At 39.7% G+C, this 25,370-nt stretch carries 22 protein-coding genes, 1 other RNA gene and 1 pseudogene; 8 read left to right on the top strand and 16 right to left on the bottom strand.

Annotated elements, in window-relative coordinates; all coding sequences use genetic code 11:
- Positions 1-122: 122 nt before the first annotated feature.
- Positions 123-1,940 (bottom strand): annotated as a pseudogene (locus CFS60_RS08015) (RHS repeat-associated core domain-containing protein); the annotation flags it as partial.
- 158 nt (positions 1,941-2,098) lie between these two features.
- On the opposite strand from CFS60_RS08015, the gene CFS60_RS08010 reads away from it, so the two are divergent.
- Positions 2,099-2,422 carry a DUF3116 family protein gene (locus tag CFS60_RS08010; protein ID WP_159457891.1) on the top strand — a complete coding sequence of 108 codons (324 nt, stop codon included), beginning with the start codon at positions 2,099-2,101 and terminating at the stop codon, positions 2,420-2,422.
- Between the two features lie 63 nt (positions 2,423-2,485).
- Here CFS60_RS08010 and licT read toward each other — a convergent pair whose 3' ends face one another.
- Positions 2,486-3,328, bottom strand: coding sequence for a BglG family transcription antiterminator LicT (licT, locus tag CFS60_RS08005; RefSeq protein WP_088825344.1), 843 nt, complete (start codon positions 3,326-3,328; stop codon positions 2,486-2,488).
- A 300-nt stretch (positions 3,329-3,628) separates the two neighbouring features.
- On the opposite strand from licT, the gene CFS60_RS13850 reads away from it, so the two are divergent.
- From CFS60_RS13850 to CFS60_RS07975, 7 genes are all read left to right on the top strand, one after another.
- Complete coding sequence (locus CFS60_RS13850; protein ID WP_159457892.1) at positions 3,629-3,796, top strand: hypothetical protein; 168 nt, start codon at positions 3,629-3,631, stop codon at positions 3,794-3,796.
- A 58-nt stretch (positions 3,797-3,854) separates the two neighbouring features.
- On the top strand, positions 3,855-4,259 hold the full coding sequence (locus CFS60_RS08000; RefSeq protein WP_088810258.1) for a VOC family protein: 405 nt from the start codon (positions 3,855-3,857) through the stop codon (positions 4,257-4,259).
- Positions 4,260-4,918: 659 nt separating this feature from the next.
- Positions 4,919-7,027, top strand: a complete 2,109-nt coding sequence (locus CFS60_RS07995; protein ID WP_088810256.1) for a transcription antiterminator — start codon at positions 4,919-4,921, stop codon at positions 7,025-7,027.
- 84 nt (positions 7,028-7,111) lie between these two features.
- Positions 7,112-8,302 (top strand): glycine C-acetyltransferase, encoded by a 1,191-nt coding sequence (locus CFS60_RS07990; RefSeq protein ID WP_088839086.1) that lies wholly within the window; start codon positions 7,112-7,114, stop codon positions 8,300-8,302.
- Positions 8,303-8,449: 147 nt separating this feature from the next.
- Positions 8,450-9,415, top strand: coding sequence for an L-threonine 3-dehydrogenase (locus CFS60_RS07985; RefSeq protein ID WP_088810254.1), 966 nt, complete (start codon positions 8,450-8,452; stop codon positions 9,413-9,415).
- Between the two features lie 87 nt (positions 9,416-9,502).
- Positions 9,503-10,828 (top strand): APC family permease, encoded by a 1,326-nt coding sequence (locus tag CFS60_RS07980; RefSeq protein WP_088839062.1) that lies wholly within the window; start codon positions 9,503-9,505, stop codon positions 10,826-10,828.
- A gap of 616 nt (positions 10,829-11,444) precedes the next feature.
- Positions 11,445-12,176, top strand: coding sequence for a hypothetical protein (locus tag CFS60_RS07975; RefSeq protein WP_088815641.1), 732 nt, complete (start codon positions 11,445-11,447; stop codon positions 12,174-12,176).
- 191 nt (positions 12,177-12,367) lie between these two features.
- On the opposite strand, the gene ssrA is transcribed toward CFS60_RS07975, so the two are convergent.
- From ssrA to rpmF, 14 genes are all read right to left on the bottom strand, one after another.
- Positions 12,368-12,733, bottom strand: a transfer-messenger RNA (tmRNA) gene (ssrA, locus tag CFS60_RS07970).
- A 70-nt stretch (positions 12,734-12,803) separates the two neighbouring features.
- On the bottom strand, positions 12,804-15,512 hold the full coding sequence (locus CFS60_RS07965) for a sigma 54-interacting transcriptional regulator (RefSeq protein WP_088839061.1): 2,709 nt from the start codon (positions 15,510-15,512) through the stop codon (positions 12,804-12,806).
- 179 nt (positions 15,513-15,691) lie between these two features.
- Positions 15,692-16,660, bottom strand: a complete 969-nt coding sequence (locus CFS60_RS07960) for an SIS domain-containing protein (RefSeq protein ID WP_088810246.1) — start codon at positions 16,658-16,660, stop codon at positions 15,692-15,694.
- A gap of 17 nt (positions 16,661-16,677) precedes the next feature.
- A complete protein-coding gene (locus CFS60_RS07955) occupies positions 16,678-17,499 on the bottom strand; it encodes a PTS system mannose/fructose/sorbose family transporter subunit IID (protein WP_088839060.1) in 822 nt (273 codons plus the stop codon).
- Between the two features lie 17 nt (positions 17,500-17,516).
- Positions 17,517-18,269 carry a PTS sugar transporter subunit IIC gene (locus CFS60_RS07950; protein ID WP_088810243.1) on the bottom strand — a complete coding sequence of 251 codons (753 nt, stop codon included), beginning with the start codon at positions 18,267-18,269 and terminating at the stop codon, positions 17,517-17,519.
- A gap of 21 nt (positions 18,270-18,290) precedes the next feature.
- Positions 18,291-18,761 carry a PTS sugar transporter subunit IIB gene (locus CFS60_RS07945; RefSeq protein ID WP_088810241.1) on the bottom strand — a complete coding sequence of 157 codons (471 nt, stop codon included), beginning with the start codon at positions 18,759-18,761 and terminating at the stop codon, positions 18,291-18,293.
- Positions 18,754-19,173: a PTS sugar transporter subunit IIA gene (locus tag CFS60_RS07940; protein ID WP_088810239.1), complete on the bottom strand. Its 420-nt coding sequence runs from the start codon at positions 19,171-19,173 to the stop codon at positions 18,754-18,756. The genes CFS60_RS07945 and CFS60_RS07940 overlap by 8 nt, the downstream gene beginning before the upstream one ends.
- Positions 19,174-19,390: 217 nt before the next feature.
- Positions 19,391-19,858: an SsrA-binding protein SmpB gene (gene smpB / locus CFS60_RS07935; protein WP_088810238.1), complete on the bottom strand. Its 468-nt coding sequence runs from the start codon at positions 19,856-19,858 to the stop codon at positions 19,391-19,393.
- Between the two features lie 15 nt (positions 19,859-19,873).
- The gene (gene rnr / locus CFS60_RS07930) at positions 19,874-22,243 is read right to left on the bottom strand and encodes a ribonuclease R (protein ID WP_088810237.1); all 2,370 of its coding nucleotides are present in this window, start codon (positions 22,241-22,243) and stop codon (positions 19,874-19,876) included.
- Positions 22,244-22,263: 20 nt separating this feature from the next.
- Entirely contained in the window at positions 22,264-23,010 is a 747-nt protein-coding gene (locus CFS60_RS07925; RefSeq protein ID WP_088839059.1) for a carboxylesterase, read from the bottom strand.
- 229 nt (positions 23,011-23,239) lie between these two features.
- Positions 23,240-23,473, bottom strand: coding sequence for a preprotein translocase subunit SecG (gene secG, locus CFS60_RS07920; protein ID WP_088810233.1), 234 nt, complete (start codon positions 23,471-23,473; stop codon positions 23,240-23,242).
- A 91-nt stretch (positions 23,474-23,564) separates the two neighbouring features.
- Positions 23,565-24,344: a type I 3-dehydroquinate dehydratase gene (aroD, locus tag CFS60_RS07915; protein WP_088810232.1), complete on the bottom strand. Its 780-nt coding sequence runs from the start codon at positions 24,342-24,344 to the stop codon at positions 23,565-23,567.
- Positions 24,345-24,356: 12 nt separating this feature from the next.
- On the bottom strand, positions 24,357-25,076 hold the full coding sequence (locus tag CFS60_RS07910) for an NUDIX hydrolase (protein WP_088810230.1): 720 nt from the start codon (positions 25,074-25,076) through the stop codon (positions 24,357-24,359).
- Between the two features lie 125 nt (positions 25,077-25,201).
- Positions 25,202-25,366 carry a 50S ribosomal protein L32 gene (gene rpmF, locus CFS60_RS07905; RefSeq protein WP_088810228.1) on the bottom strand — a complete coding sequence of 55 codons (165 nt, stop codon included), beginning with the start codon at positions 25,364-25,366 and terminating at the stop codon, positions 25,202-25,204.
- Between the last annotated feature and the right edge of the window lie 4 nt (positions 25,367-25,370).

Genomic DNA, 25,370 nt, shown 5'->3' with positions numbered 1-25,370 from the left:
TTCCCTGGATTTCTGTATAAACTGTTAGCATTTGTCCAAACTGATTTATATAATTTTTTCTTCTTTATAATTTTCATTCCCACTCTAGTCATTCCACCAAGCCCAAAAACTCGTCCAACGCCTGTCTTCCAAACACCATTTAATCCACCTTTTACTACAGCGCCAAATACACCGTTAGCAGAATAGCCTTTGTTCCTATTCTTATACAAATATTTACCTACCTCATAAGCTGATCCTGCCGCAGCGGCTACAGCCCACCATGCAATATTTCCATCTGGATCAATCATCATCACAGGATTATTATTCGTATAGTTATACCCATTCATCGTTTGCGGGTCGTCTTCGTCGCCTGGGTCTGGATCGTAGGCGGTGAACACGCCTTGTTCTGGCTCATAGTAGCGCGCCATCAAGTAATACTGTTCGATTTCTTTGTCATACGTATAACCTGCATATAGATATGGATTGGCTTTTGTCTCGGTTGTTGTGGCTGTGTTTTTAAGAACAACGCCCCATGCATCGTAGGCGTATTCCGCGACCACTTTGCCGTTTTCATCGGTCATGGCAATGACGTCACCATGTGCATTGTAGTGATAGTACAGTGTTTTGCCATTCATTTTCATGGCTAGGCGGATATTGCTGTCGGAATAGACATATTGGCGGAGCACTTTTCCCGCGCTATCCGTTTCATACAGCACATCGATGCTGTCACCATCATAATGATAATTGGTTGTCACACCGTCCACTGTTTTGGATAAGCGGCGGTTGTCATCATCATAAGTATAACGGACAAACGGACTATTTTCACCTTTTTTTGTAATGCTGATTAAACGGTCGCCTGTGTCCCACGTATAATTGAATTTTCCGTCACTCGTTCGGTTGCCATTAGTATCATAAGTCAGTCTATCGCCACCAAATTGCACAAGCTGGTTGCCGTCATTGAACGTGGCGGCAGTGGTCTTCGATTCTGAACCAGTTATTTGAACTTGCGTGCGGTTTCCAAAACCATCATACGTGTAGGATTTGACGGTGCCGTCTGGCAAGCTTTCTTTCGTCAATTGATTAACGGCATCGTATTCATAGGTAGTTTTTCCACTTTTTTTGTTGTCGATACTTGTACGGTTGCTTGCTGCATCGTACGTATAGCTCTCGTCTAAAATGAGGTCGCCTTCTGCATCGCCAATTGCCACATTCGTTACTTTTTGGGTGCTATCATACACATAGTTTGCGGCTGTGCCGTTACCTGCTGTGTATAGGCCAATGTTGCCGAACTCATCGAACTCAAAATAGGCGTTTTTGTTGCCGTCGTTCACGCGGGTATTTTGGTCTAAATCGTTGTACGTGTAGCTTGTTTTGGCGGTATAGTCGCCGTGGCTAATGGAAACGTCGGCCACTTTGTCGGTTTTGCCTTTGTTGTCTTGTGTTGGCTTGTCTTTGTAGGAATAGCTGATTTGACCGCCGCGTTCGGCCACTTTTGTGATACGGTCTGCATCGTCGTATGTTTTGTCCGTGACGATACCATTAATTTCGTCGGTGACTTTTGTTTGGTTGCCGTTTGGATCGTACTGGAATTTAAACGCTGGTTCGTTGTTCCAATTGATGCCGTTCGTGCGGTCCGCTGAATCGTACGTACTTTCGGTTACGCGCCCATTTGGCATGATAGCCTTTGTCTCATTGCCGCTTGCATCATATTCGTACTGAATTGTCCGCCCAAGTGCATCGGTGAACGCTGTAATCTTGTTGTCTACGTCGTAGGCATAACTATTCTTTTGCGTTTTCCCAGAAGCGGTAACATTTTTCTCTGTGGTGTTGCCGTTGTCGTCATATTTGTACGCGACTGATGTGCCGTTTGCGAGTGTTGTGTTCGTTAGAGCGTTGTCGGCATCGTAGGTGAGCGTTTTTTTGTTGCCTTTTTCGTCCGTTTCTGAAGTTTTGTTGCCGTATGCATTCGTTTTATAAAAATCTGTAAATTATATAATTAGTTTTATATCCATAAATGTTGTATACTAAAATTGATAGGATTGTAACTTTGCTTTCGTTGAATAAAAGGCGTACGGGATAAAGAAGTTGAGGTACTCATAGACTTTAATGGGGTGACAAAATGAACGGCTATGTTTACGTGCAGATTTTTAAAATTTTACATTTCTTAGATTCTCATTGTCTGGAGATGGATTATTTGCAACAAGAATTACCAAAAATAGAGCGCGAAACAGATTTAAACAAAAATCATATTCTTGAAGTATTGTATAAACTGGAAGAATACGGGTATGTACTTCGAGCATATGGACAGACAAATACAAGCTATCACATTACTACAAAAGGGCGTAACTTAATGTTACATATCAAAAAGAACGCTAGTCGAAATATACCAAACAATTGTAAGGTTATTCCTATCAAAAGTAAGAGTCCACTTATTTTTGACTAGCATTCTGCGTCAGGCGGCGGTGTTTAATCGCTGCTTTTTTTAATGTAATGCATTACATATGACTTAAAGGGAGTTGCGTTCTGTTACGCGATAAATATGAATCGTTAAATAAACTTGTTCATCACGCGTTAAGGAGGCATGATGGGTATTTTTTAAATAGGCATCAATTTTTTTGGTGCATTTAAATGCTCCTGGATATTTGATTTGGACTTGTTCAAACAGAAAATCATCGCCAGAATCAACGACTTCGTCCAGCAGCATTCTTTGAGCAAAATATTGAAGGTGCGTCACAAAACGTGTGTAATTGAGCGAGGTTTCATCTAAGACCATACCATAATGATACGTTACGATGTTTAAAATATCTTGAACAATTTGCGTCATTGTGACTGTGGTGGTCATTTGTTGGCCGTCTTGGCGTGCGTTCACGATATGCAGTGCGATGAAGCCGGCTTCATCTTCATCTAGCAAATAACCGAACTCTTCTTGGATAATGCCAAGTGCTTTTAAACCAACTTGGTATTCGGGTTGATAAAAGCGTTTGATTTCCCAAAGTAATGCGTTTTTCAGGTTAATGCCTTGTTTATAGCGGGACAGCGCAAAATTAATGTGATCGGTAAGTGTCAAGTAAATGTTGGCGCTAAGTTCGGCGCCTAGTTTTTCCTTTGCATACTGTACGATGTCATCAGCGACTCGCAAATGTTTGGCGGATATTTCGCTTAGTAATTCAGAAAGCTTTTCGGAAAGCTCATGTGACTCCATTACAAAGGTCTTTTCAATTTTCGTCTCGTCAACTTCATCTCCGACTTTCTTTTGAAAAGCTAATCCACGCCCCATAACAACAATTTCCTTGGCCTCTCCGTCTTCGGCAACGACAACATTATTGTTTAAGATTTTTATGATCTCCATTTGTCTTAACCATCCTTTCAAAAGAAAAAACCCAAACTAATTCCAAAACTACAAAAAAACAATAGTCTTCGAATTAATTCAGGTTTTGCCTGCCGAACAGTAACAATCCTACAATTCTTGTTTTATTATAGTATATAAAGAAAACGTTTGCAATACCTATTTGCAATTTGTCTACATTATATTGAGTGTTTTAAATTTTAGTTGCATTTGTAACTCATTATACTTTAAAACGTAACGTTTTGAAACAGGGAAATCGGGAAAATGAGTAATCAAAGCGCTTTGAAAAGGAGGATTTCCAGAATGGCAGATATTAAAACGAATTCAGTTCGGACAGCGAAGAAAGCACCCAAAATGAGTGATGCCTTGCCAAAAGAAAATTCCCACCATCAGTTTGCTGAAAAAAACCATGTAAACAATAAGCCAGCCACGGAACAAAAGCAACAATTCCATCGGAGAATTTTAGATTGAGCAAAATAAATCAAAGCACCCGGCAATACGCTAGGTGCTTTTTTAGGAGGAAAAGAGAATGCCAAATGTAAAAATGACTTTCATTAATTTACCTGTGAAGGATTTAAATGAATCCATTGCTTTTTACACGGAACTAGGTTTCAAATTTAATGCGGATTTTACCGATGAAAACGCGACTTGCATGATTCTGAACGAAACGACTTTCGTTATGTTACTAGTGGAACCATTCTTCAAACAGTTCCTGCCTGCGTCAGAACTTCCTGATTACAGAAAAACAACGGCTGTCATCAACGCACTTACATTTGACACACGGGCTGAAGTGGATGAACTTTACGAAAAAGCTGTCAATGCTGGGGCTAAAAAGGGATATCTCATGGACGAACAAGGCATGTATTCGAAAAGCTTTTACGATATCAATGGTCACATTTTCGAACTTTTCCATATGGAAATGAATCCACAGTAAAAAAACGTCCGAGCCATGCTCGGACGTTTTTTTTATTATTAATCATTTCTGTTGCATGCCATTTTAAGGGATAACTTTCCATAATGGATCACGAAAACCATTTTTCCCCTTGCTTTCAATTTATAGCAGCCTTACAGATGAGCTCGTTATTCTCACACTTTTATTTCAATCTTTTAAACGCATGTAACGAAAGCGATTACAGTCCTCTTGAACTAAAGCCGGAGGGTTACTGAATGCTCCGAAAAATTTAATTGATGTATATTTTCAAGCTTTAAATATGCGTCTGCACCTGTTATGCTAGTTAGATAGAAAGATTTTACAGGCATACTAAAATAGTTTGCTCATTAACTAATTTGGATTTGATAACAAATTCACAAAATTGAAAATCCTTCCTCTTTGAAGGAATTTTAAATCCTTTTGAGCTTCATTTTCAACGTTTGATAAAACTTTGTCCAAACTTTGGCAAAAAAAACTGGACAAATTAGAGATTTGTTTATATTGCTTATCTGTAAGCGGAGTCATAGGATAAAGGTGTAAGGTAAATTATTCCAGAAGCGCGAATAAAATTTCCGTTTTATTCAAAAAGCGTTTTATCGGGTTACATTTATTTACCCTTTGAAAGAAACTGCGAATGAAGTTCTGCGAAAGGAAGAAAATATATGTACCTATCTGCTAGATCTCGCATTATTTTAGAAAAAATACTTCCTGAAAAAGGTGACATTTCGATTCAGCAGCTTGCAAATGACCTTGATGTCAGCGAGCGAACTGTGCGCCGTGATTTGGATGAAGTCAAGCAAACCCTTGAAAGCTTTGGGCTTTCGCTTATTCGGAAAGGTAGTAAATTATCCGTTAGCGGCTCGCTTCATGACCGGGAACATGTTCGTTCTACTTTGCTTGATTTAATCGGAAATGAATTTACGCCGCTTGAAAGACAGCAATTTATTTTGCGTGTGCTTTTAACGACGAACGAGCCTGTCAAACTTATTGCGCTGGCTAGTGAACTTTCGGTTACCGTTGCAACTGTCGGAAGTGATCTCACAAAAATTGAAGAAGAGTGGGACGGAAAAATTCGCATCGAGCGAAAGCGCGGCATCGGCGTCCATTTAGATGCTTCTGTCATTGAAAAGCGCGAATTGTTGCGCGAACTCTTACTAATGACCATGCCGAAGCTGAAACTTTATCAATATTTTGTGGATACGTTAGACGGCGTTCCGACTCAAAATAATGATGAATTTTTAAGCCATTTTATCGACTTCCAATTGCTTGAATTAGCTGACCGAACCTTAACACGCTGGATGAAAAAACTATCTTATGAAGTCGACAATGATTCACTTGTTGATTTGCTCATCTACCTTCTGATTACAGTGAAGCAAATTTCAAAAGGGAAAATCATTTCTAAAAAAAGCGACAATCATATATTTCTACAAGATTATCCCGAATACGATATCGCTGAACGCATTTTAAAAGACTGCTTACCTGAACAAACCATTCCAGAAGCAGAGATTACCGAGTTAACCATGCAAGTTCTCGAAGCAGAAATTCGTCATGGCGAAGATGTTTTTTATCGCAACGAAAAAGTACAAGCCATTCGAATCGCAAAAAAACTCATTTCCCGCGTCGCAAGAGAAATCGAACTGCCGCTGTCCCAAATGTCCCTGCTAAAAGGCTTAACGGAACACATTCAATATTCGCTTATCCGCTTAAAGAAAAAAATGCCACTAAGCAACCCGCTTTTACCTTTGATTAAAAGTGAGTTTGGTGACTTGTTTAACATTGTACAACGCGTCGCATCCGAGCTTTATCCGTTTAAAAAGCTACCTGAAGAAGAAACAGGTTTCATCGTGCTCCATTTCGAAGCGGCGATCATCCAATCCGAGAATTTAAGACCCTACAGTGCACTAATTGTGACCTCTAGAAGTAATGGCGTTAGCACATGGCTCCGCGCCAGATTTCGCAAGCGTCTGCCAAAATTACAAAAAATTAAGTTTGTGACACCACTTGAACTCGTGAAAGAAACCGATTTACATAAATATGATATTGTCCTTTCCACAACGGATTTAACCGATTTCAAAATGGACTACGAACGAATTAGCATCTTCATTTCTGATGCTGAAATTAAAGAACTCAAACATAAACTTGAAAAAATCGTGGGCGCAAAAGGCAATTATGTCGACTTTCCGAGTCTTCAAGACAACTCAAAAAAGCTACCTGAAACGCTTGCTAGCTTAAAAAATATGCATCAATTTTACGGGCTGATTATTTCCTTCTTGGAGTCCCTTTACATCGAACAAGGCAGTGACATGACGCGAAACAAAGAGGATAACTTGCGTTCGTTCAGTCAGTCCATCGCGAACAAAGAACCTGACCTTTCACCCGAAAAAATCTTTAAGAAATTGAGCTCCCTCGAGGCGAAGCAAAAAGTCATTTCTGGCGGCGCAAATTCTGCCTACTTTCTTGTAAATGATAACGTGAAAACAGCTTCAACCCACGTTTTCACACTAAAGCATTCGCTCGATTTCCAGATTGAGGACGGCTTAAAGTCCGCCATATCTACTGTGATGATTTTTATGCTACCTTACGAACTTAATGCCGAACTGCTTGAAATTACAACTTACTTGTTGACCGTTTTGACGGAAGATGATGCCGCGATTTTGCTTGCAGAATCGGGCGACAAGGAAAAAATCGCATCACTATTTTCAACGTATTTAGAAGAATTTTTAGAACATAAAAATACGTATCGTACAGAAAATTTAGGTTTTCCATTCTAAAATTGTCATTATCATGTTTATCCGTGCCAACCTTATTCGGCAAATAGGCATGTTAATATAAAAAAAAGAGGAGGAATCATGAAAATGTCCAAAGTTTTAAATGATTTTCTAACACCACAGCTTGCTGCATTACGTGAACAAGGTTTATACAATGAAATTGATTCCATTCAAGGCCCGAATGGCGCAAAAGTTAAAATCCATGATAAAGAACTTATTAATTTATCTTCCAACAACTATCTTGGTTTTTCAAATGATGCGCGCCTAAAAGAAAAAGCCATCGAAGCGACAAAAGAATACGGCGTCGGTGCTGGTGCTGTCCGCACAATTAACGGCACAATGACCATTCACGATGAACTTGAAAAATGCATCGCAGAGTTCAAACATACCGAAGCAGCAATTGCTTTCCAATCTGGTTTCAACTGCAACATGGGTGCCATTTCCGCCGTTATGACCAAAAAAGATGCCATCATTTCAGATGAGCTGAATCACGCATCCATTATCGACGGTTGTCGCCTATCCGGAGCTAAAGTCATTCGTGCCCGCCATCAAGATATGGATCATTTGCGCGAGCTTGCCAAAGAAGCAACCGAAAGCGGTCAATATGAAAAAGTAATGTACATTTGCGATGGCGTATTCTCAATGGACGGCGATGTCGCCAAACTCCCTGAAATCGTTGAAATTGCCGAAGAATTTGGCTTAATTACTTACGTGGATGACGCTCATGGTTCTGGTGTCATGGGAAACGGTGCAGGAACAGTGAAACATTTCGGTCTTTCGGATAAAATTGATTTTCAAATCGGGACACTGTCCAAAGCGATTGGTGTGGTGGGCGGATACGTTGCCGGTTCAAAACAACTAATTGACTGGCTAAAAGTGCGTGCAAGACCATTCTTGTTTTCGACATCTCTCACACCATCATCGGCTGCTGCATGTATCGAAGCCATCAACATTATGGAAAATGAGCCTGAAACCATTGAAAAGCTTTGGAATAACGGCAAATATTTAAAAGCTGGCTTAAAAGATTTAGGCTTTGATATCGGGCATTCTGAAACGCCTATTACCCCTTGCATTATCGGTGACGAAAACTTAACGCAAAAGTTCTCTCGTCGCTTGCTTGAAGAAGGCGTTTATGCAAAATCCATTGTCTTCCCTACCGTTCCAAAAGGCACTGGTCGTGTTCGCAACATGCCAACTGCGGCACATACAAAAGAAATGCTAGATGAAGTACTTAAAGTTTATGCAAAAGTAGGTAGAGAACTAAACGTTATTTCATAAATTACAATTTCCTTGCAATAAAAAAGCGAGGCTAAGCATTACATCGTCCAAAATGCGCTTAGTCCCGCCTATAAAAAATTATTAACACTATCATTATATCATCAAAATGATTTATCTTTCAAAATAATTTGTCCGGAGGTTTTTACAATGAAAAAAATTCTAATTACTGGTTGCTTAGGTCAAATTGGTTCTGAACTTACGATGCGTTTACGTCATGACTACGGCGAAGAAAATGTCATCGCAACTGATATCCGCCGCATTGATAGCCCCGTTTGTAATGAAGGTATCTTTGAAATTCTGGACGTCACCAACCAAGCAAGCATGCTCGAACTTGCAAAAAAATACGATGTGGATACACTCATTCATTTAGCGGCACTTTTATCTGCTGTAGCGGAAGCGAAACCGCAACTTGCTTGGAATTTAAACATGGGCGGCCTCGTCAACGCGCTTGAAGTGGCACGCGAACTAAATTTAAAATTTTTCACGCCTAGCTCCATCGGCTCATTTGGCCCCGGTACGCCTGCTGTGAATACACCGCAAGACACTCTACAACGTCCGACGACCATGTACGGCGTAACAAAAGTGGCCGGTGAATTATTGTGCGACTACTACTACTCCAAGTTCGGTGTCGACACTCGTGGCGTTCGTTTCCCTGGATTAATTTCCTACACGACACTTCCTGGCGGTGGAACCACGGACTATGCGGTCGATATTTATTACGAAGCGCTCAAGAAAAAAAGTTATACGTCGTTCATTGGGAAAGGCACTTACATGGACATGATGTATATGCCAGATGCCATTGATGCGATTGTGAAATTGCTTGAAGCTGATCCGTCGCGCCTAGTTCACCGTAACGCCTTTAATATCACCGCGATGAGTTTTGATCCAGAACAAATTGCCGCTTCGATTCGCAAGGTGATTCCTGAATTTAAAATGAACTACGACGTTGACCCAGTCCGCCAAAGTATTGCTGACTCTTGGCCTGATTCGCTAGATGCTAGCTGTGCAAAAAATGAATGGGACTTTGATCCAAAGTTCGATTTAGACCGAATGACGAAAGATATGCTTGAAAAGCTTGCAGAAAAATTAGAAAATGATAGTGTAACAAAGTGAGATATTCCGCTCTAAACAACTTTTTAGAATGACTAAAAATGTTTGTGAGGCTATTTTTTCAGATTCACAAACAGTAGGGAGAAAAATATGGAAAATCAGAAATTAAAAAAAGAAATTGGCTTTTTCACGGCACTTACTGTCGTTATCGGTACAGTTATCGGTTCTGGCGTATTTTTTAAGCCTGAAGCCGTGTTTTCTGCTACGGGAACTGCCGGTCTAGGATTGCTTGCATGGATTCTTGGTGGCGTCATTACGATCTGCGGTGGCTTGACAGCCGCTGAATTATCCGCTGCAATCCCTGAAACAGGCGGTATGATTGTTTATTTAAGAAAGACCTATGGTAAACTAGCTTCCTACATGCTTGGCTGGGCGCAAACTGTCATTTATTTCCCGGCAAACATTGCGGCGCTTTCTATTATTTTTGCAACTCAAGTAGCCAACCTTTTTGGTACAAGTGACGCAATTATTATTCCTGTTGCAATTGCGGCGGCTATATTTATCATGTGTATGAACTTTTTAGGGGCCAAAGTAGCTGGTTCACTTCAAGCTGTTACAACTGTATGTAAGCTGTTACCTTTAGCACTTATTATTATTTTCGGCTTATTTCATCAAGGAGATGTCGCATTTAGACTATTTCCAATGAGCGTGGAAGGCCACCCTTTCCTAACAAGTCTAGGTTCTGGTTTAGTTGCTACCATGTTCGCTTATGACGGCTGGATTCACGTCGGTAATATTGCCGGCGAAATGAAAAACCCTAAAAAAGATTTGCCAAAAGCAATTGTTTTAGGCTTAACGGTTGTTATGGCCGTGTACTTACTAATTAATATTGCCTACTTAATGGTTATGCCTGCAACAGCCCTAGCAGCGACTGCAACTCCAGCAGCTGACGTAGCCAATATCATCTTTGGCTCTATTGGCGGAAAACTGATTACGATTGGGATTTTAATTTCCGTGTTCGGTACGATTAACGGCTACACAATGACGGGCATTCGTATCCCTTATGCGATGGCTATCCGCAACCAACTTCCGTTCAGCAGTTGGTTTGCAAAACTAGGTAAAACGGCTGTTCCTTACAACAGCGGAATTGTTGTTTTAATCATTTCCATCATCATGATTTTCTCTGGACAGTTCAATCAATTAACAGATATGTTAATTTTTGTTATTTGGATTTTCTACACCCTCGTATTTATCGCTGTCTTCATTTTGCGGAAACGAGAACCAGATATGGCACGCCCGTACAAAGTACCGCTTTACCCCATCATTCCAATTATCGCGATTGTTGGCGGACTGTTTATCGTGCTCAATACTTTATTCACGCAACCAATAAATGCTGGTATCGGGCTTCTTCTTACAGCAATCGGCCTACCCATTTACTTTTATAAGAAGAGCAAAGGCCACATGACCGAAGACTAAGTTTGAGGAGTGAACAAAATGTCTACGATTGTCTGGGCAGCCCTAAGCACCCTCATCATTATCGTTATAGTCATTTCCGAACTCGATGAACGAAAAAGCAAGAAGAAATAACGGATTATCATGCTATCACTGGAAAAGCGATTGGGCCCCTTTACCCAATCGCTTTTTGTTTAAAAAATGAGAACCTGCACCAGATACTCATTTTTTATCTTTTTCTTTCAATATACACCATTATGCGCTATTTTTAAAAAATTAGTATGTTTTACACCATAATTCAACTAAAAACTGGGAGGATAAAATGATTATTTTTGAATGGATAATTGAATTCTTCATTTGGCTTATTGTTGATATAATTGGAGAATTTTTTCAAGAGCTTTTCCAGCGTAGTTCGAAACGGAAACGCAGAAAAACAAAGAAAAGGAAGTATAGGAATTAGCCTTCTTGGCAAACGATAGTCCTTTTTATTATCAATTGGCACACATAATTTTATATTGTATAATATAAGTATATATATATTTTCCGATTAATTATCGATTTTCATTCAAAAAGAGCTGAAGCATTTTGCTTTTTAAATAAAGAAGACTTAAATTTTATTACAAAAGGGGAGAAAGCTACTTTGAAAAAACCGATACATAAAAGATGGTGGTTTTGGGCACTTATTATTGTTTTAGGGCTGGGATTAATTGGGAGCTGCTCTAATGATGACACTGTTGCGAAGGAAGATTACCAAAAGCTCGAAGCGAAGATTAAAGCACAAGATAAAAAGATTGACGCTCTTAATGATGACTTATCTGCTGCAGAAGACCAATTAAGTTCGGTTGAGTCCGAAAAAGAAGAAATTCAAGAGAAACTTAGTGTATATGAAAAAGAGGAAATCGAAAAAGCAGAAAATGAGGCAAATAAATTGCTTGATTCTGCTGAAAAATCACTAAATACTGCAGACTTAGATAAGGCAAAGAAATTTATTGATAACAATGAATTTTTAACTGTCTCGAATTTTTCAGATCGTATTGATGCTGTTCAACTAAAAATCGATCAAAAAGCGGAAGCTGCCAAGAAAAAAGCAGATGAAGCTAAAAAACGAGCAGAGGAAAATCCAACTGTTCCAAAAAAAGAAACAAATCAAACCGATGATAACAATCAAGCACCGAATACCCAACCAAAGCAAGCGGCACCAACTCCTAAAGCCTCTGAAACAGTAGCAACTGTTTTTGTCGCACCACAATCAGGAAAGAAGTTTCATTACGATTCATCATGCCGCGGTCTAAATAGTGCTAACTCTGTAGTTTCAATGAGTAAAAGTGAAGCTATCGCGAGTGGCTACTCACTTTGTGGCTGGGAAGACTAGTCAATAAACAATTTCAGCTCTAATTTCGCATCAATAAATTTTTATTGGTGTTTTTTTATGCGATTGAATAACATTTGAGATAATAGTGGCAGAAGTTTTCAAAAAGCAGATCTTTACCCTTTTATTCAAAAATAAAAAGTGTTGTAAATGGCTTCAAAAATCCATTTACAACACTTTTCATCAATTTCTTCTTATGGAGCTGGCGGGAGTCGAACCCGCGTCCAGAAATATCGGCACTCGAACTTCTACGCGTGTAGTCTCGATATTAGAATTTCGCTTGAATATCGGCCTCGAAACCGGCTTCCTTTCAGCTAGCTTGATTAATCTCTTTTTAAAGACTACAAACGGAAGCCTTTAAACGTATCCCACTTAGAGTAAGACCCTGACCGTAGCACATGGGCGATGCACGGAGGATCAGCTTAAGCTACTATTACGCAGCGAAAGCTAGGTTTTGTTTTTCTTTGCCAGTTATTATTGGCTTTTGCGTTGTTAACGAGGACGACCCCTCGACGCGCCATCCGAGCTCGAACTATCCCTGTCGAATCCGTAACAGCCCCAGTTTAAAATCACTAACATTAGTATACAGAAATGTCTTTCTAAACACAAGCTTTTTAAGGGGCTGTTCTCTTAAATCGTGTTCACAATATCAGCTATCAAACGGATTTCTAACAGCGGGATTTCAATATGATATTCTTTTTCTAAATTGGATATTGCCAGACCAATCACCTGTATCATTTTTTCGTTTTTTTCTAAAAAAGCCTCAATATCCGTTTGTTCATCTACTTTTTCTTTTCGCAAAATCCGTTCAATCATGCAGCACATATGCACATACAGCAAAAATTTCTTGTTATTATCAAGTATTATGTCGAGTTTGGCTTCCATGAATTCAACAGACCGCTCAACGTTTTGTAGTACCTTTTCGGCATCCAGAACAGTCATATTTTGAATGATTTTTTTAAGTGAGAAATTAAAAATTAAATCTTTTCGAAGTTCTTCTTCATCTAACTCAAAATGTTGTTTTAGTAGACGGATAAACTCCGTAATATGCGTACCACTAATTAATTTATTAAGGCCAATATAAGGAACAGACAAAATTCCAGGATTTTCAGTGCCTACAATAGCTAAAACGTCGTACAACTGAAACGGAAGCTCTTCTTTCTTATTTTGACTCAATTTTTTATAATCATATGGGATAATTTCTAGCTTCGAAGGTGTATTCTGTAAACTCTTTTGCAAAATCTCCTGAATTTGTATAGCGCTTCCCATTCCAGTGTAGCAGCATGTAAGAATCGCTTTTTTCTTTTTCACACTTGGAAAAAGCAGTTCGCGATTCAGTTTTTTTTGATGAATCGACTCTCCCACTTTATCAATCGGTTTACCTGCAATTAAATCTTGTCCTACTTCAAGCGCAATAGGTGTCGACACATAATCCATTAACAAAATAGGTCCTCTGCTTTTGTTTTCTAGTCGTTTAGCAAATTCACTTAGCGACCCCATATCAACAAGTAAAATTAAACCATTTGTTGTTGAAATTTCAGTATTCAGATATTCTAAAAGTCTGGTCTCGATATCTGTAATCGTTGTATCAATTGGCATATCAATGGCTTGAAAGATATTTTTTTGTAAAATACGGTTGACAATATTCGCCATGCTACTCGCTGTTGAGTATCCATGTGCTAAGATGACAGCCCTCATATTTGAAGACAAACTTTGAATATGTGTTCCGTGAAAATAAAACGAAATAAAAACAATATCTTCGGTTAAAATTTTTTGGTCCATTCGCTCGCCAAGCAAGGTTAGTACTTGTTTTGCCAGCCAAAATGCCTCATTCAAGTTTTCTTGCAAAAACTGTAAGATTCGGTTCCTTTGACTATTCCAAAATGGATGATTAGCTAGAAAAGCTCTAGATTCCTTGTGATAAAGTAAATACGCCATAGATAATATTTTATTTCCATCTTGTTCAAAACGATAATTTTCTTCCATATATTTAAAAATAGAACGCAAATGATAGGTTAAGCTCGAAAAAGAAGCTTGATCCGTGTCGAGATTACTTTCAAAATAGAGTTTATCTAGTAGCAAATTTACATTTTTAGTCATCTCCACGATATAAAAATCAGTTTCCTTATCAAATTGTAGAACGAAATCTTCATATACCATCTGAATGCTTTTTAAAAGGCGATCAGCTTTAGGATAGGAAAATGGTTTTGTGTAATCGTAAATTTGTTTTTCGATATTTTTACGCGGAAAAGTGGTTTGGAAGTTGGTCTGTGCATCTGCTGGTAAGACTTGTATATTGACTTGTATGACTTCCGAACGTTCAAGCTTTGTATAACCATTGCCCGCTGCATATTTAATGATATTCCGAAGACGCCCCACATTCCCCTCAAACTGACTGGAAAGTAAATAACCCATGACTTGACTCGAAACTTCTATTGTGTGTTTTAAAATCTTACTTTCTTCCATAAAAAAATGATGAATCAAGTGTAACTTCTCTTGCCAAGTACGTTCGCCAAAACCCGGAATATTCACAATAACAGGTAAACGCCGCACAAATGTAGGCAGGAAGGTCGAGTGAATAGTTTCAGTTGTTGCGAAAATCAAGCGCACAGTCGCTTTTTTTTCAACATTACTACTTCCGATTGGTGAATAGAGGCCTTGGTCCATAAATGTAAATAATTTTTCCTGTCCCTCTTCTGTTAGCCGGTGAACTTCGTCTAAAAATAAGACTCCTTCATTTGCATGTGCAAGCAGACCTTCTTTATCATAATCTGCTCCTGTAAAGGCCCCTTCTACATGACCAAATAACAAACTAGACAGCAGTTCAGGATTATGGTAGTACTGCGCGCAATTAAGCGAAACAAACGGTGCTTTCTTAGGAAGTAAACCTTCTTCTAGACAATATTCGTATATCTGTCTAGCTAAAAAAGTTTTCCCTGAACCACTAGGACCTGCTAACATAATTGGAAGCCCATTATTTGGATAAAGAGAAGCTGTTTTAATTTGCTCAATTTGTTCTTTTAAGCTGGCGTTCGCCCCAATAATTTTGGCCAGTGCATCTTTTTTCTCCGGATTGAGTAGTTCTTCTACAGAATCAAAAATGATTTGGGTAGGCGTAAAAAAATGATTGCTGAAACTCATCTTATCCACAAACAAAACAGGACGTTCTCTAATTTTTAATACTACCCCTTCCTTCACTCCCTCATTTAAATAGCGACTTACTGTACTACGACTAAATCCTGTGCTTTCAGAAATAGCACTCGCCGTAAATAAATGGCTATTTTCTTTTGATAACTTCGCTGTTAAGGAAGCAAGGTATTCTAATAAATTCGCTGTCATCACAAACCACCTCGTTAAAAATCACTCGTTATTCTCCTTCTAGCTTAGCAGTTTTTCATTATTTTGAAAGTGTAGAAAAAACCATTAACCTGCACAAAATGAGTCTAACACGCAAAAACATTACTCATCATTGATTGAAGCCAAGCCCATATTTTCGAGACATGGACTTGGCTATTTTATTAATATTCTAATTTCCACATATATCTTCTTTTTGTTAGCGGATGATTTCGCTTTTCAGCTAATTTTTCAGCATAGACACGCATGACTGCTGTTAATAGCATTGGATTTACATAATCAATGACTTCACCAGCTGCAATGTTTCCTAGACCAAAATCGCGTGAATCGAGTACAGTTGTTTTAGCATCAAAACGATTTAAAAATGTTAGTGCCCTAGAATCCATTGTCCTTGTTTTCCCATCATTCATAAAGAGCACGAATGGCACATCTTTATCAACGATTTCAAATGGTCCATGGAAAAATTCACCATCATGGAAAGTGCCTGAATGAATCCATTGCATTTCCATCATTAAACAAATAGAAGTTGCATAAGCCACTTCATGCGTTGCCCCACTAGACATAAAATAAATGACTTTTTCATCTTTGTAATTCTCAGCAAAAATATTCGCTTGCGGTTCTAAGCTTTTCACAGCTTCTTCGGTGAATGCTGGTAATTGGCTTATGCTATCCGTCAGGGCATCATAATGTGCATATCCTTCCGTTTGATGCAAAATTTCTAAAGCTAATTCTAGAGCATATGTCATTTTCTCTTGTTTGGCTGCATAGTTTGCTTCAAATCCGTGAACAATAACATATTCGGCATCTTTTGTAATGGCTGAATTTTCTATATGTGTAAGTGAAATAACATGCGCCCCTTGCTTACGCGCTCTTGTTGTAGCTTCCACCGTTTCTGGCGTTGCTCCACCAAGCGATGCAGTGATTACGATAGCTGTTTCATTACAAGCTTTTGGTGTCGCAAAGTTAAATTCATTTGCAGTATACAAACTTACACGCAGGTTTTCAGTATTTTCTTCCAAAAAATATTTAGCGGGGTAAAGGTCTGCTTTAGACGCTCCACACCCTACAAATATAACACTTTTAACCTCTGTTGCTTTTTTTAAAATATTTTTAATGATTGTTTGACTATTCATTATTCATTCCTCCATTTTTATTGAAATATTCCAAGCACGCTGAGAATGATACCCCCAGCAATAGAAATCAAGAGAATCCATCCTGTTTTGACCTTCTTTTGTAGTAACCAGTACATACAGAAGGTTAAACCGAGCGGAATAATTCCTGGCACAATATTGTCTAAAACTTCTTGTAAATTAAACGCTTTTCCAAATGTAATTGGTGTTGTAATTCCAATCATACTGGCAACCATAGAACCGATAACCATCAGCCCTACTACTGTTGAAATATACATCACCTTGTCCATCAAGCCTTCGTTGTACAGCTTGGATAAATATTTGTTTCCTGCCGTGTAACCGATTTTCCCACCATAATATGTCACTAAAAAAGCAGGTATAAACGAAATTAAAATAGCTAAAATTGGACCTAAAATATTTCCTTGCTGAGCCAATGTAATTCCGATCCCGAAAGCAAGCACGCGGATTGTTCCCTGAAAGAAAGAATCTCCAATACCTGAAAGTGGACCCATCAAACTCGTTTTCACAGCAGTAATGGTTTCTGGATCAAAACTATCACGGTCTTGGTAATATTGTTCTTCCATCGAAGAGGCAAGCCCCATCACAAAAGAAGAGGTTTGCGGTGTACAATTAAAGAAAATCATATGGCGTCTGTAAGCTTCTTTTTTCAGATCTATTTCTTCTGGTTTATCATAAATCGCATCCAAAATTGGTGCCATACCAAACATGAAGCCCATATTCATCTGCCGTTCATAATTCCAAGAAGTTTGAATCATCCAGGAGCGCCAAAAAAATTGCCAATATTTTTTCTGGTTCGTAAGTTCCTCTTTTGTAGCAGTCATAAAATTCCCTCCCTAGCTTATAAAGTATCGACTTTCTTCTCTTTTTTAAATTTGATATCGGCAAATACAAAGGCAATTAAGCAAGCAAAAATGGCAACACCTGTTAAACTTAAACCTGAATACGCTGTTATGAAAAAGCCCGCAAGTAGAAATGGCAGCATCTTTTTCGTGAGCATCGTCGTAAGAAGTAATGCAAAACCATAAGCAGGCAATATTTTACTTGCTAGTGTTAAGCCATCTGTTAACCAAGTTGGAATACTATCTACAATCATCTTCACTAAATCGGTTCCAAAATAAATGGCCAAAAAAATCGGCACGAAATACATCAGAGAATAAAGCACGGTCCCCCATAAAATATGGATTCGCTTCGCCTTATTAAATTCTCCTGCTTCAATATGTTTATCTGCCGTATGACTGAATTGTGAAAGTAACGTTCGTAAAAAGATACCTAGCATTTGCCCAAGCACAGCAATTGGTATTGCAATTGTTAATGCGGTCTGTGCGTCTGTATTTGATAGAACGGCAAACGCAGTAGCAATGACAGAACCAAGCGTCATATCTGGCGGAGCTGCTGCCCCTACATTTACTAATCCAAGCGAGATTAATTCTAAGGCCGCTCCAATCATAAGCCCTTTTGTCATATCTCCCAAAACAATGCCTGTCAGTGTGCTCATCACGAGTGGCCTTTCTAAATTCAATCGCCCAAGTAATCTTGAATCGAGAATCCCAATGACGCCGACAAGCCCTAAAAGAATGGATTTAAGTAACATCTCAAACTCTCCCTTCTGCTGTTATAATTTAGGGTTTAATTCTTCCAATTTCGAAGTCGGTACTTGTTGCATATAAAGTCGTATCCCTGCATCCGCCATTTCTTTACTCTCAGTAACCTCTTCTTCTGTTAGATAAATTGCGTTACTAAATGCTTTCGAACCCTCTTTATTCGCAATTCCACCATAATTAATTTCTTGTATTTTCGGATACCCTTTAGAAAACGCTAACGCATCTTTTGTCCCGCCGAAAATAAGCATAATCTGGTCCTCTAAAGCCTCAATTTGCTCAACTTTTTGAAGTGCTTCTGCTACTGAAAAAATATTTAAAGTAATATCTGGCGGTTTAGAAAGATTCAAAGACATTTTTTTAAAATCGTCTTTTGCTGTCGCATTATCAATTACAATAATTCGCGTAATATTCATTGCTTTACTCCATGAAAAGATCACTTGTCCATGTAATAAACGATGATCAATCCTTGAAAACTTAATCAAATCCTTCGCCTCCTTTCCGAGTAGCTTTTAATAATGCCTGACAGTCAACAATGGCCGCTTTACTTGCCGCGACTACTTCCGCCATTTCTAGTTTAGAAAAAGCGTTTGGATATGTAGCGAGTTCGATAATTAATGGTAAATTCATCCCAGCAAGCAAGTGAATATTCGGAAATGTTTGCATAAGTTTTAACATTTCATTATTTACGCTTCCACCTAAAATGTCGGTAACAATGATGATACTTTTTTGCTGATATTCTGCATGAACTTTTTCTCTGATTTTCTCTTCAAACGGTTCATCATCTGAGTAAGCTGCAAACGCAATAACCTCATTCTTTTCGCCAATAATCATATCAAGTGTATCTTTCATTCCAAGCGCAAGTTTGCCATGGCTGACTAAAATAATTCTATTCATAACTGACCTCCCTTCTTTTTTTACAGTTGCAATAATCGTGCCAAACAATTGTTACAGCTCACAAACGGCTCTACTACATGCTTTATCCCTTTCAAATAACACAACTTCGCGCTGGATAAATTGTGTTATTTCATTTTCCCCACAAAAAAAAGCTTGGATTATTAACTAATCCAAGCCTACGTCCTTCTTTATTCACAAAATTCATACATCACATTCATTACATTTTTTGGCGCTCTTTAAACGCCCTTTCAATATCTCGTTTGGCCTCTTTTCGTTTTAAATCTTCGCGCTTATCGTACTTTTTCTTCCCTTTAGCGACGCCAATTAAAACTTTCGCGTAGCCATCTTTCAAGTACATTTTAAGCGGGACTATCGAATATCCGGCTTCCTTCGTTTCCCCAATTAGACGACTGATTTGCTTTTTATGCAGCAAAAGCTTTCGCGTTCTAAGCGGGTCGTGGTTATAACGATTTCCTTGTTCATAAGGACTAATATGCATGTTGTGTAAAAAAACTTCACCTTTATCCACGCGCGCATAAGCGTCCTTCAAATTCACGCGAGCACCTCGCACAGACTTGATTTCCGTACCTTGGAGGACAATGCCCGCTTCAAAAGTTTCTTCGATTGCAAAATCGTGACGCGCCTTTTTGTTTTGCGCGATAAGCTTTCCTTCACCTTTTGGCATCTTTATCCTCCTTCCTTAACGGCGTTTTTTCTTCTTACTATTTTTAGGCTGGCCTTTTTTGGCCACACTCTCATAGAATGCTTTTTTCTTTTTCTTCTTCGGTTTCGTATACCAATCGCCGTCAGATTGCTTCTCCTCTTTATTCGAATGAGGCTTACGCCGCTTCTGATTACGATTTCCTTTTTCTTTAAAAGCGCGGGTTTTATTTACCGGTTTTTGTTTTTGGAATTTCGCTTTGCCACCCTCTTTGCCCTCACTAATTAATGTGAAGTCAATTTCGCGTGCGTCAACGTCGACTTTTGTTACTTCTACTTCGACCTCGTCCCCGATTCGGTAAACTAGCCCAGTACGCTCGCCAATCATGGCTAAAATGTTTTGGTGGAACTGGTAATAATCACCTTTCATCGCACTCACATGGACTAAGCCTTCAATCGTGTTTTCCAGTTCAACAAATAAGCCAAAATTCGTAACCGAACTAATGATGCCGATAAATTTCTCGCCAACTTTGTCGACCATAAACTCTGTTTTCTTAAGCTCGTCTGTTTCACGTTCGGCTTCAATTGCGCGGCGCTCCATTTTAGAAGAATGATCCGCAATTTCAGGTAGCTCTTCTGCACGTTTTGCGAGCGTTTCTTCTGATACGTCACCATTTATGAAGTACTGCCGAATTAGGCGGTGGACCATTAAATCCGGGTAACGGCGAATGGGCGATGTGAAGTGCGTATAAAAATCGGTAGCAAGACCGAAGTGGCCTGCTGAAACCGTATCGTATTTCGCTTGCTGCATCGAGCGTAGCATCACCGTTGAAATGACCATTTCTTCTGGTTTGCCTTTCACCTCATCCAAAACTTGTTGCAATGCTGCTGGATGGACTTGATTGGAAGTGCCTTTCACGACCAAGCCGAAATTCGTAATGAACTCAAAGAAACGCGCCAGCTTATCCTCTTTTGGATCTTCGTGAATACGATAAATGAACGGCACGTCCATCCAGTGGAAATGTTCCGCAACAGTTTCGTTTGCCGCCAACATAAATTCCTCAATCAGGCGTTCACCTGCCGACCTTTCTCGCAAGACAACCTTCTCTGGGTGCCCCTTTTCGTCCACAAAAACCCGCGCTTCTTTTGCATCAAAGTCAATGGCTCCTCGTGCTTCTCGCTTTTCGTGGAGATGTTTCGAGAGCGCAAACATGTCTTCTAGCATCGGTACAATATGCGCGTATTTTTCGCGCAGTTCGGCATCTTCGTCCACTAAAATCGCATTCACGTCCGTGTACGTCATCCGCTCCGTCGTTTTGATGATACTTTCAAAAATCTCATGGCTGACCACGTGCCCAGTTTCATCGATTTCCATTTCACAGCTCATCGTAAACCGGTCCACTTTCGGGTTTAAAGAACAAATCCCGTTTGATAGGCGGTGGGGCAACATCGGAATCACACGGTCTACTAAGTAAACACTCGTGGCCCTAAGAGCCGCTTCCTTATCAAGTTCAGAACCTTCCTTCACATAATGTGTGACGTCTGCAATATGCACGCCAAGTTTAAAGTTCCCATTTTCAAGTTTTGAAACAGTAACCGCGTCATCTAAATCCTTCGCATCGGCTCCGTCAATTGTGATGATGACTTCATCGCGTAAGTCGCGCCGCGAACCAATTTCATCAGGATTCACAACATCGTCTGCCGCATTCGCTTCTTTCATGACCGCGTCTGAAAAAGTCATTTCAATTCCATGTTTATGAATAATCGATAAAATATCAACGCCTGGATCGTTTTTATGCCCAATAATCATTTTCACAACACCACGCGCCCGGTTATGCGAATGTGCGTACTGCGTGAGCTCGACAATGACTTTATGTCCGTCAACCGGTTTTAAGCCATCCGCCAAGTCAACATGCACTTCACCAAATACACGTTTATCGTCCGGAATAACAATTCCGTCGCCAACTAAATCCTCCATGTATGTACCAACTAATTGCGTTGTTTTTCGCTCCACAATTTTACTGATGGTACCTTCGGCCAAGTTGTCGCCTTTTCGTTTCGTAATGTTCGCGAGCACTAAGTCGCCATTCATTGCGTCATTGACTTCTGTCGGGGGGATAAAAATATCGTCCAAGTCTTTCTCTTCTGGTAAAACGAAACCAAATCCGCGTTCGTGCGCCCGGAAAGTCCCCTTAATATAATCCATCTTTTCAGGTAGCGCATACCGATTTTTTTTCGTCCGAATAATGTCCCCTTTATCTTCCAAGCGAACGAGCGCTTTCACCATTTCTTTAAACGCATCTGCGTCAGCTAAGCCTGTTGCCGCTTCTAAATCATCTAATGAAAAAGTTTGATCCTTTTGTGCGCGCAAAACGTCTAATATGTGCGCCTCCATTTGATGTTCTTCCATCATTCATCCCTCCTTACTATTTATTCTTGCCAATCTAAACGGTCTAAAAAGTTTAAAATATCGTTTTGTAACTCTTTTCGTTCCTTATCTATCGTAATGACGTGACCAGAATTTTCATACCACTTAAGCGATTTATCCGCAGATTCGACTGTATCATAAATCCACTGGGCACCGTCCACGTCCACCATATCATCAAGTTTGCCTTGGACAACGAAAATCGGTGCATAAATCATATCGATTTCACTCGCCACCGCATTAATTTCGTCTTTCAATTTGGCAATTTGACTCATCGATGCCCCTTCGTAATGCACCATTTCCGCATCAATTTCTTCTGGAGTCTTGCCCTCAAGCCGCTTATAATTCCGTACATAATCCATATACCCCGAAATAATCGGCGATGAACTATCCATTTTCGTCGGCGCACTCATCGAAACAATCCCTTTCACAGGTTTTGAAAATCCGAGTTTTAAAGAAAATAATGTGCCTAGTGACAGCCCAGCAACCGCAATTTCCTTGTAGCCTAGTTCCTCTAAATGCGCATAAGCATCTAATACATCTTGCCACCAATCACTTGGTTCCGTCTGAAGCAACAAATCCGGCGACACGCCGTGCCCTTTATATTGCGGCGCATAACACGTATAATGATGGTCTTGCAAAAACCGCCCCAACATTCGCACATCCGCCGAACTTCCCGTAAACCCATGAAGTAACAAAACCGCTCTTTTCCCTGTTTCAAATAAAAAAGGTTTTGGTGGTGTAAATTTCATTTTAAAACGCTCCTCACGCAACTTTTGATTCTACTCTAGTGTACGTGAAATTACGGTTTCAAGCAATTAAAAAATTTTGTGAGGAGACTTGAAATGTATGGGATATGTATTCGCAATATGAAGGGGGAAGTTGCTAAAAAAAGGAGGCGCTATATTAGACAGTTGCTGATATGTTGTATGAACCCAAACAAAAACCACCCACGGTTGTAGGTGGTTTATCATCATCGGCTTAATTAATGAAAAAGCCTAATGCAATGAGTATTGCAAAGAAAATGATGGATAATACGATTGTTGCGCGGTGCAAATATAATTCAAGGCCACGTGCTTTTTGTTTGCCGAATAATTGCTCTGCTCCACCAGAAATGGCGCCTGAAAGGCCATTGCTTTTACCTGGTTGAAGAATAATTACGATAACGAGCAGTATAGACACAACAACTAGCGTAGCTGTTAAAAATGTACTCATTCTTTTTCCTCCTAAAAACCGTCCATTTTGACTAAAGATAATCTTACCATAATACGGCGCGCCGTACAATAGATGTAGCTAAATTTGTTTGTTACAATTCTGTGAATGCCTCGCTTGATTTCGCTTCTAAAGCATCTAAAATTAGCCGTAAATTTTGAACAGGAACTTGTCCAGGCGCAGAAGCTTTTCCGATGCTTCCATACGTAATCGCTGAACCGAAAAAGCCGCCAGATAGGCGCGAAATGACGCCGAGCGTTCCCATTGAGATAGCAACAAACGGTTTTGTGGCTTCATTTTTCAGCGTATTCATCGCATCTAGTAGAACAAGTGCATCGGCTCCGTTTTCAGGCATGACGGCAATTTTTGTAATGTCAGCTTGTAAGGCTTCCATGCGCGCAAAACGAGCTAGGATTTCTGATCTTGGGGGCGTTTTTTCAAAGTCATGGCTACTCATTAGCACTTTCACATTTGACGCATGTGCATGACTTACTAATTCTGCCACAGCGGTTTCATCATGAAATAGTTCCACATCGAGCAAGTCCACTTCGCCGGTACGCACCATCACACGGTTTAACTCGAAATAGAAATCGTCTTTCATTTCCAGTTCGCCGCCCTCTCCTTTTGTTCTAAAAGTAAAAAGAAGCGGTTTTGTTTTGATAAGAGGTCGAATTTCGCGGAGAGCCCATTTGACCGTTTCAAGGTCATGCACCTTACCAAAATAGTCTGCGCGCCATTCAATGATATCCACGTCAAACTCATTAATAAGCGCCACTTCGCGTTTTAAATCTGCAATCGTCTTCCCCATTAGAGAAACGCAAATTTTGGGCGTCCCTTCGCCAATTACAACATCATTTATTGTTACAAGGTTCATCGTGCATCCCCCTTAAAAGAAAATACTATGCGCATTCGCTTCCGAGCTAAAAAAGTATTTTCCATCTTCGCTTTGCTCAAGAAAAGGCAAAAGCTCAATATAATGATTAAATTCCTCAAAAGACGGCATCGCATCTTTCAAAGTACACCCCTGAAGAGCTTCATACAACTCCTCTGATGTAAAAAATTCAGGTAAAAAATCGCTGACCTTCGTGGAAAGAAGCATTTCCTGATTGATTTTATGAGTGGCATCACGCAAAATATCCAAATGATCAAACGCAAGCGGTAATTTGAATGCTTCGTCTACCGAAACGAGCGCCACGTTTGCCGCATCATCTAGAGCAGTTCGTTTTAAAAGGGCTTCTTTCGGAACAAAAGCATAATGTGCACGCGTAATAATCCAACCGCGCGGGTCGCGTCCAGGTTTATCATAAACACCGAACGCCGTAAGTGGAATATCGGTTAAACCCGTTTCTTCTTCCAATTCGCGAATGCCCGCTTGATGCGCATCTTCATTCGGATCAACAAATCCACCCGGGAACGCCCATTTTCCGCCTTCAATATTAGGCTTTCCTTCCGCATTCAAACGGCTTCTTTCAATTAAAAGCACATGCAATTTGCTCTCCTGTACCGTAAAAAGTAAAATATCGCTCGTATAGCCGTCTGGCGTCCGAAATTTTTTTGCATCATAGGATTCCAGCGCCTCTTCTTGCTTCACAAAATTATCTGTCATTCCAATTGGCCTCATTTCTACATGAATTGTCCTATTCCTATAAAATCCATTTTAGCATGCCGTACACAAAAAAAATACCCATCTTTGCGAAGAAAAAAACGTCTTTTTCGCAAAAATGGGAACTCTTATAAGACTTGCTTATTTTTATACGTACCGTCCGGCGCAATCCGGTGGGACATTTGATATTCACCTGTCGTAGGATTCTTAGTCAAACCTGGTACGCTTAAACCTTTATGCGTCCGTCGTTTATTTTTCTTCGCTTTCGACGTTCTTCTAGCAGGTACAGCCACATTC

This window comes from Listeria sp. ILCC792, assembly GCF_900186135.1.
GTDB classification, from domain to species: domain Bacteria; phylum Bacillota; class Bacilli; order Lactobacillales; family Listeriaceae; genus Listeria; species Listeria goaensis.
This window is presented reverse-complemented; position numbering and strand designations above follow the sequence as displayed.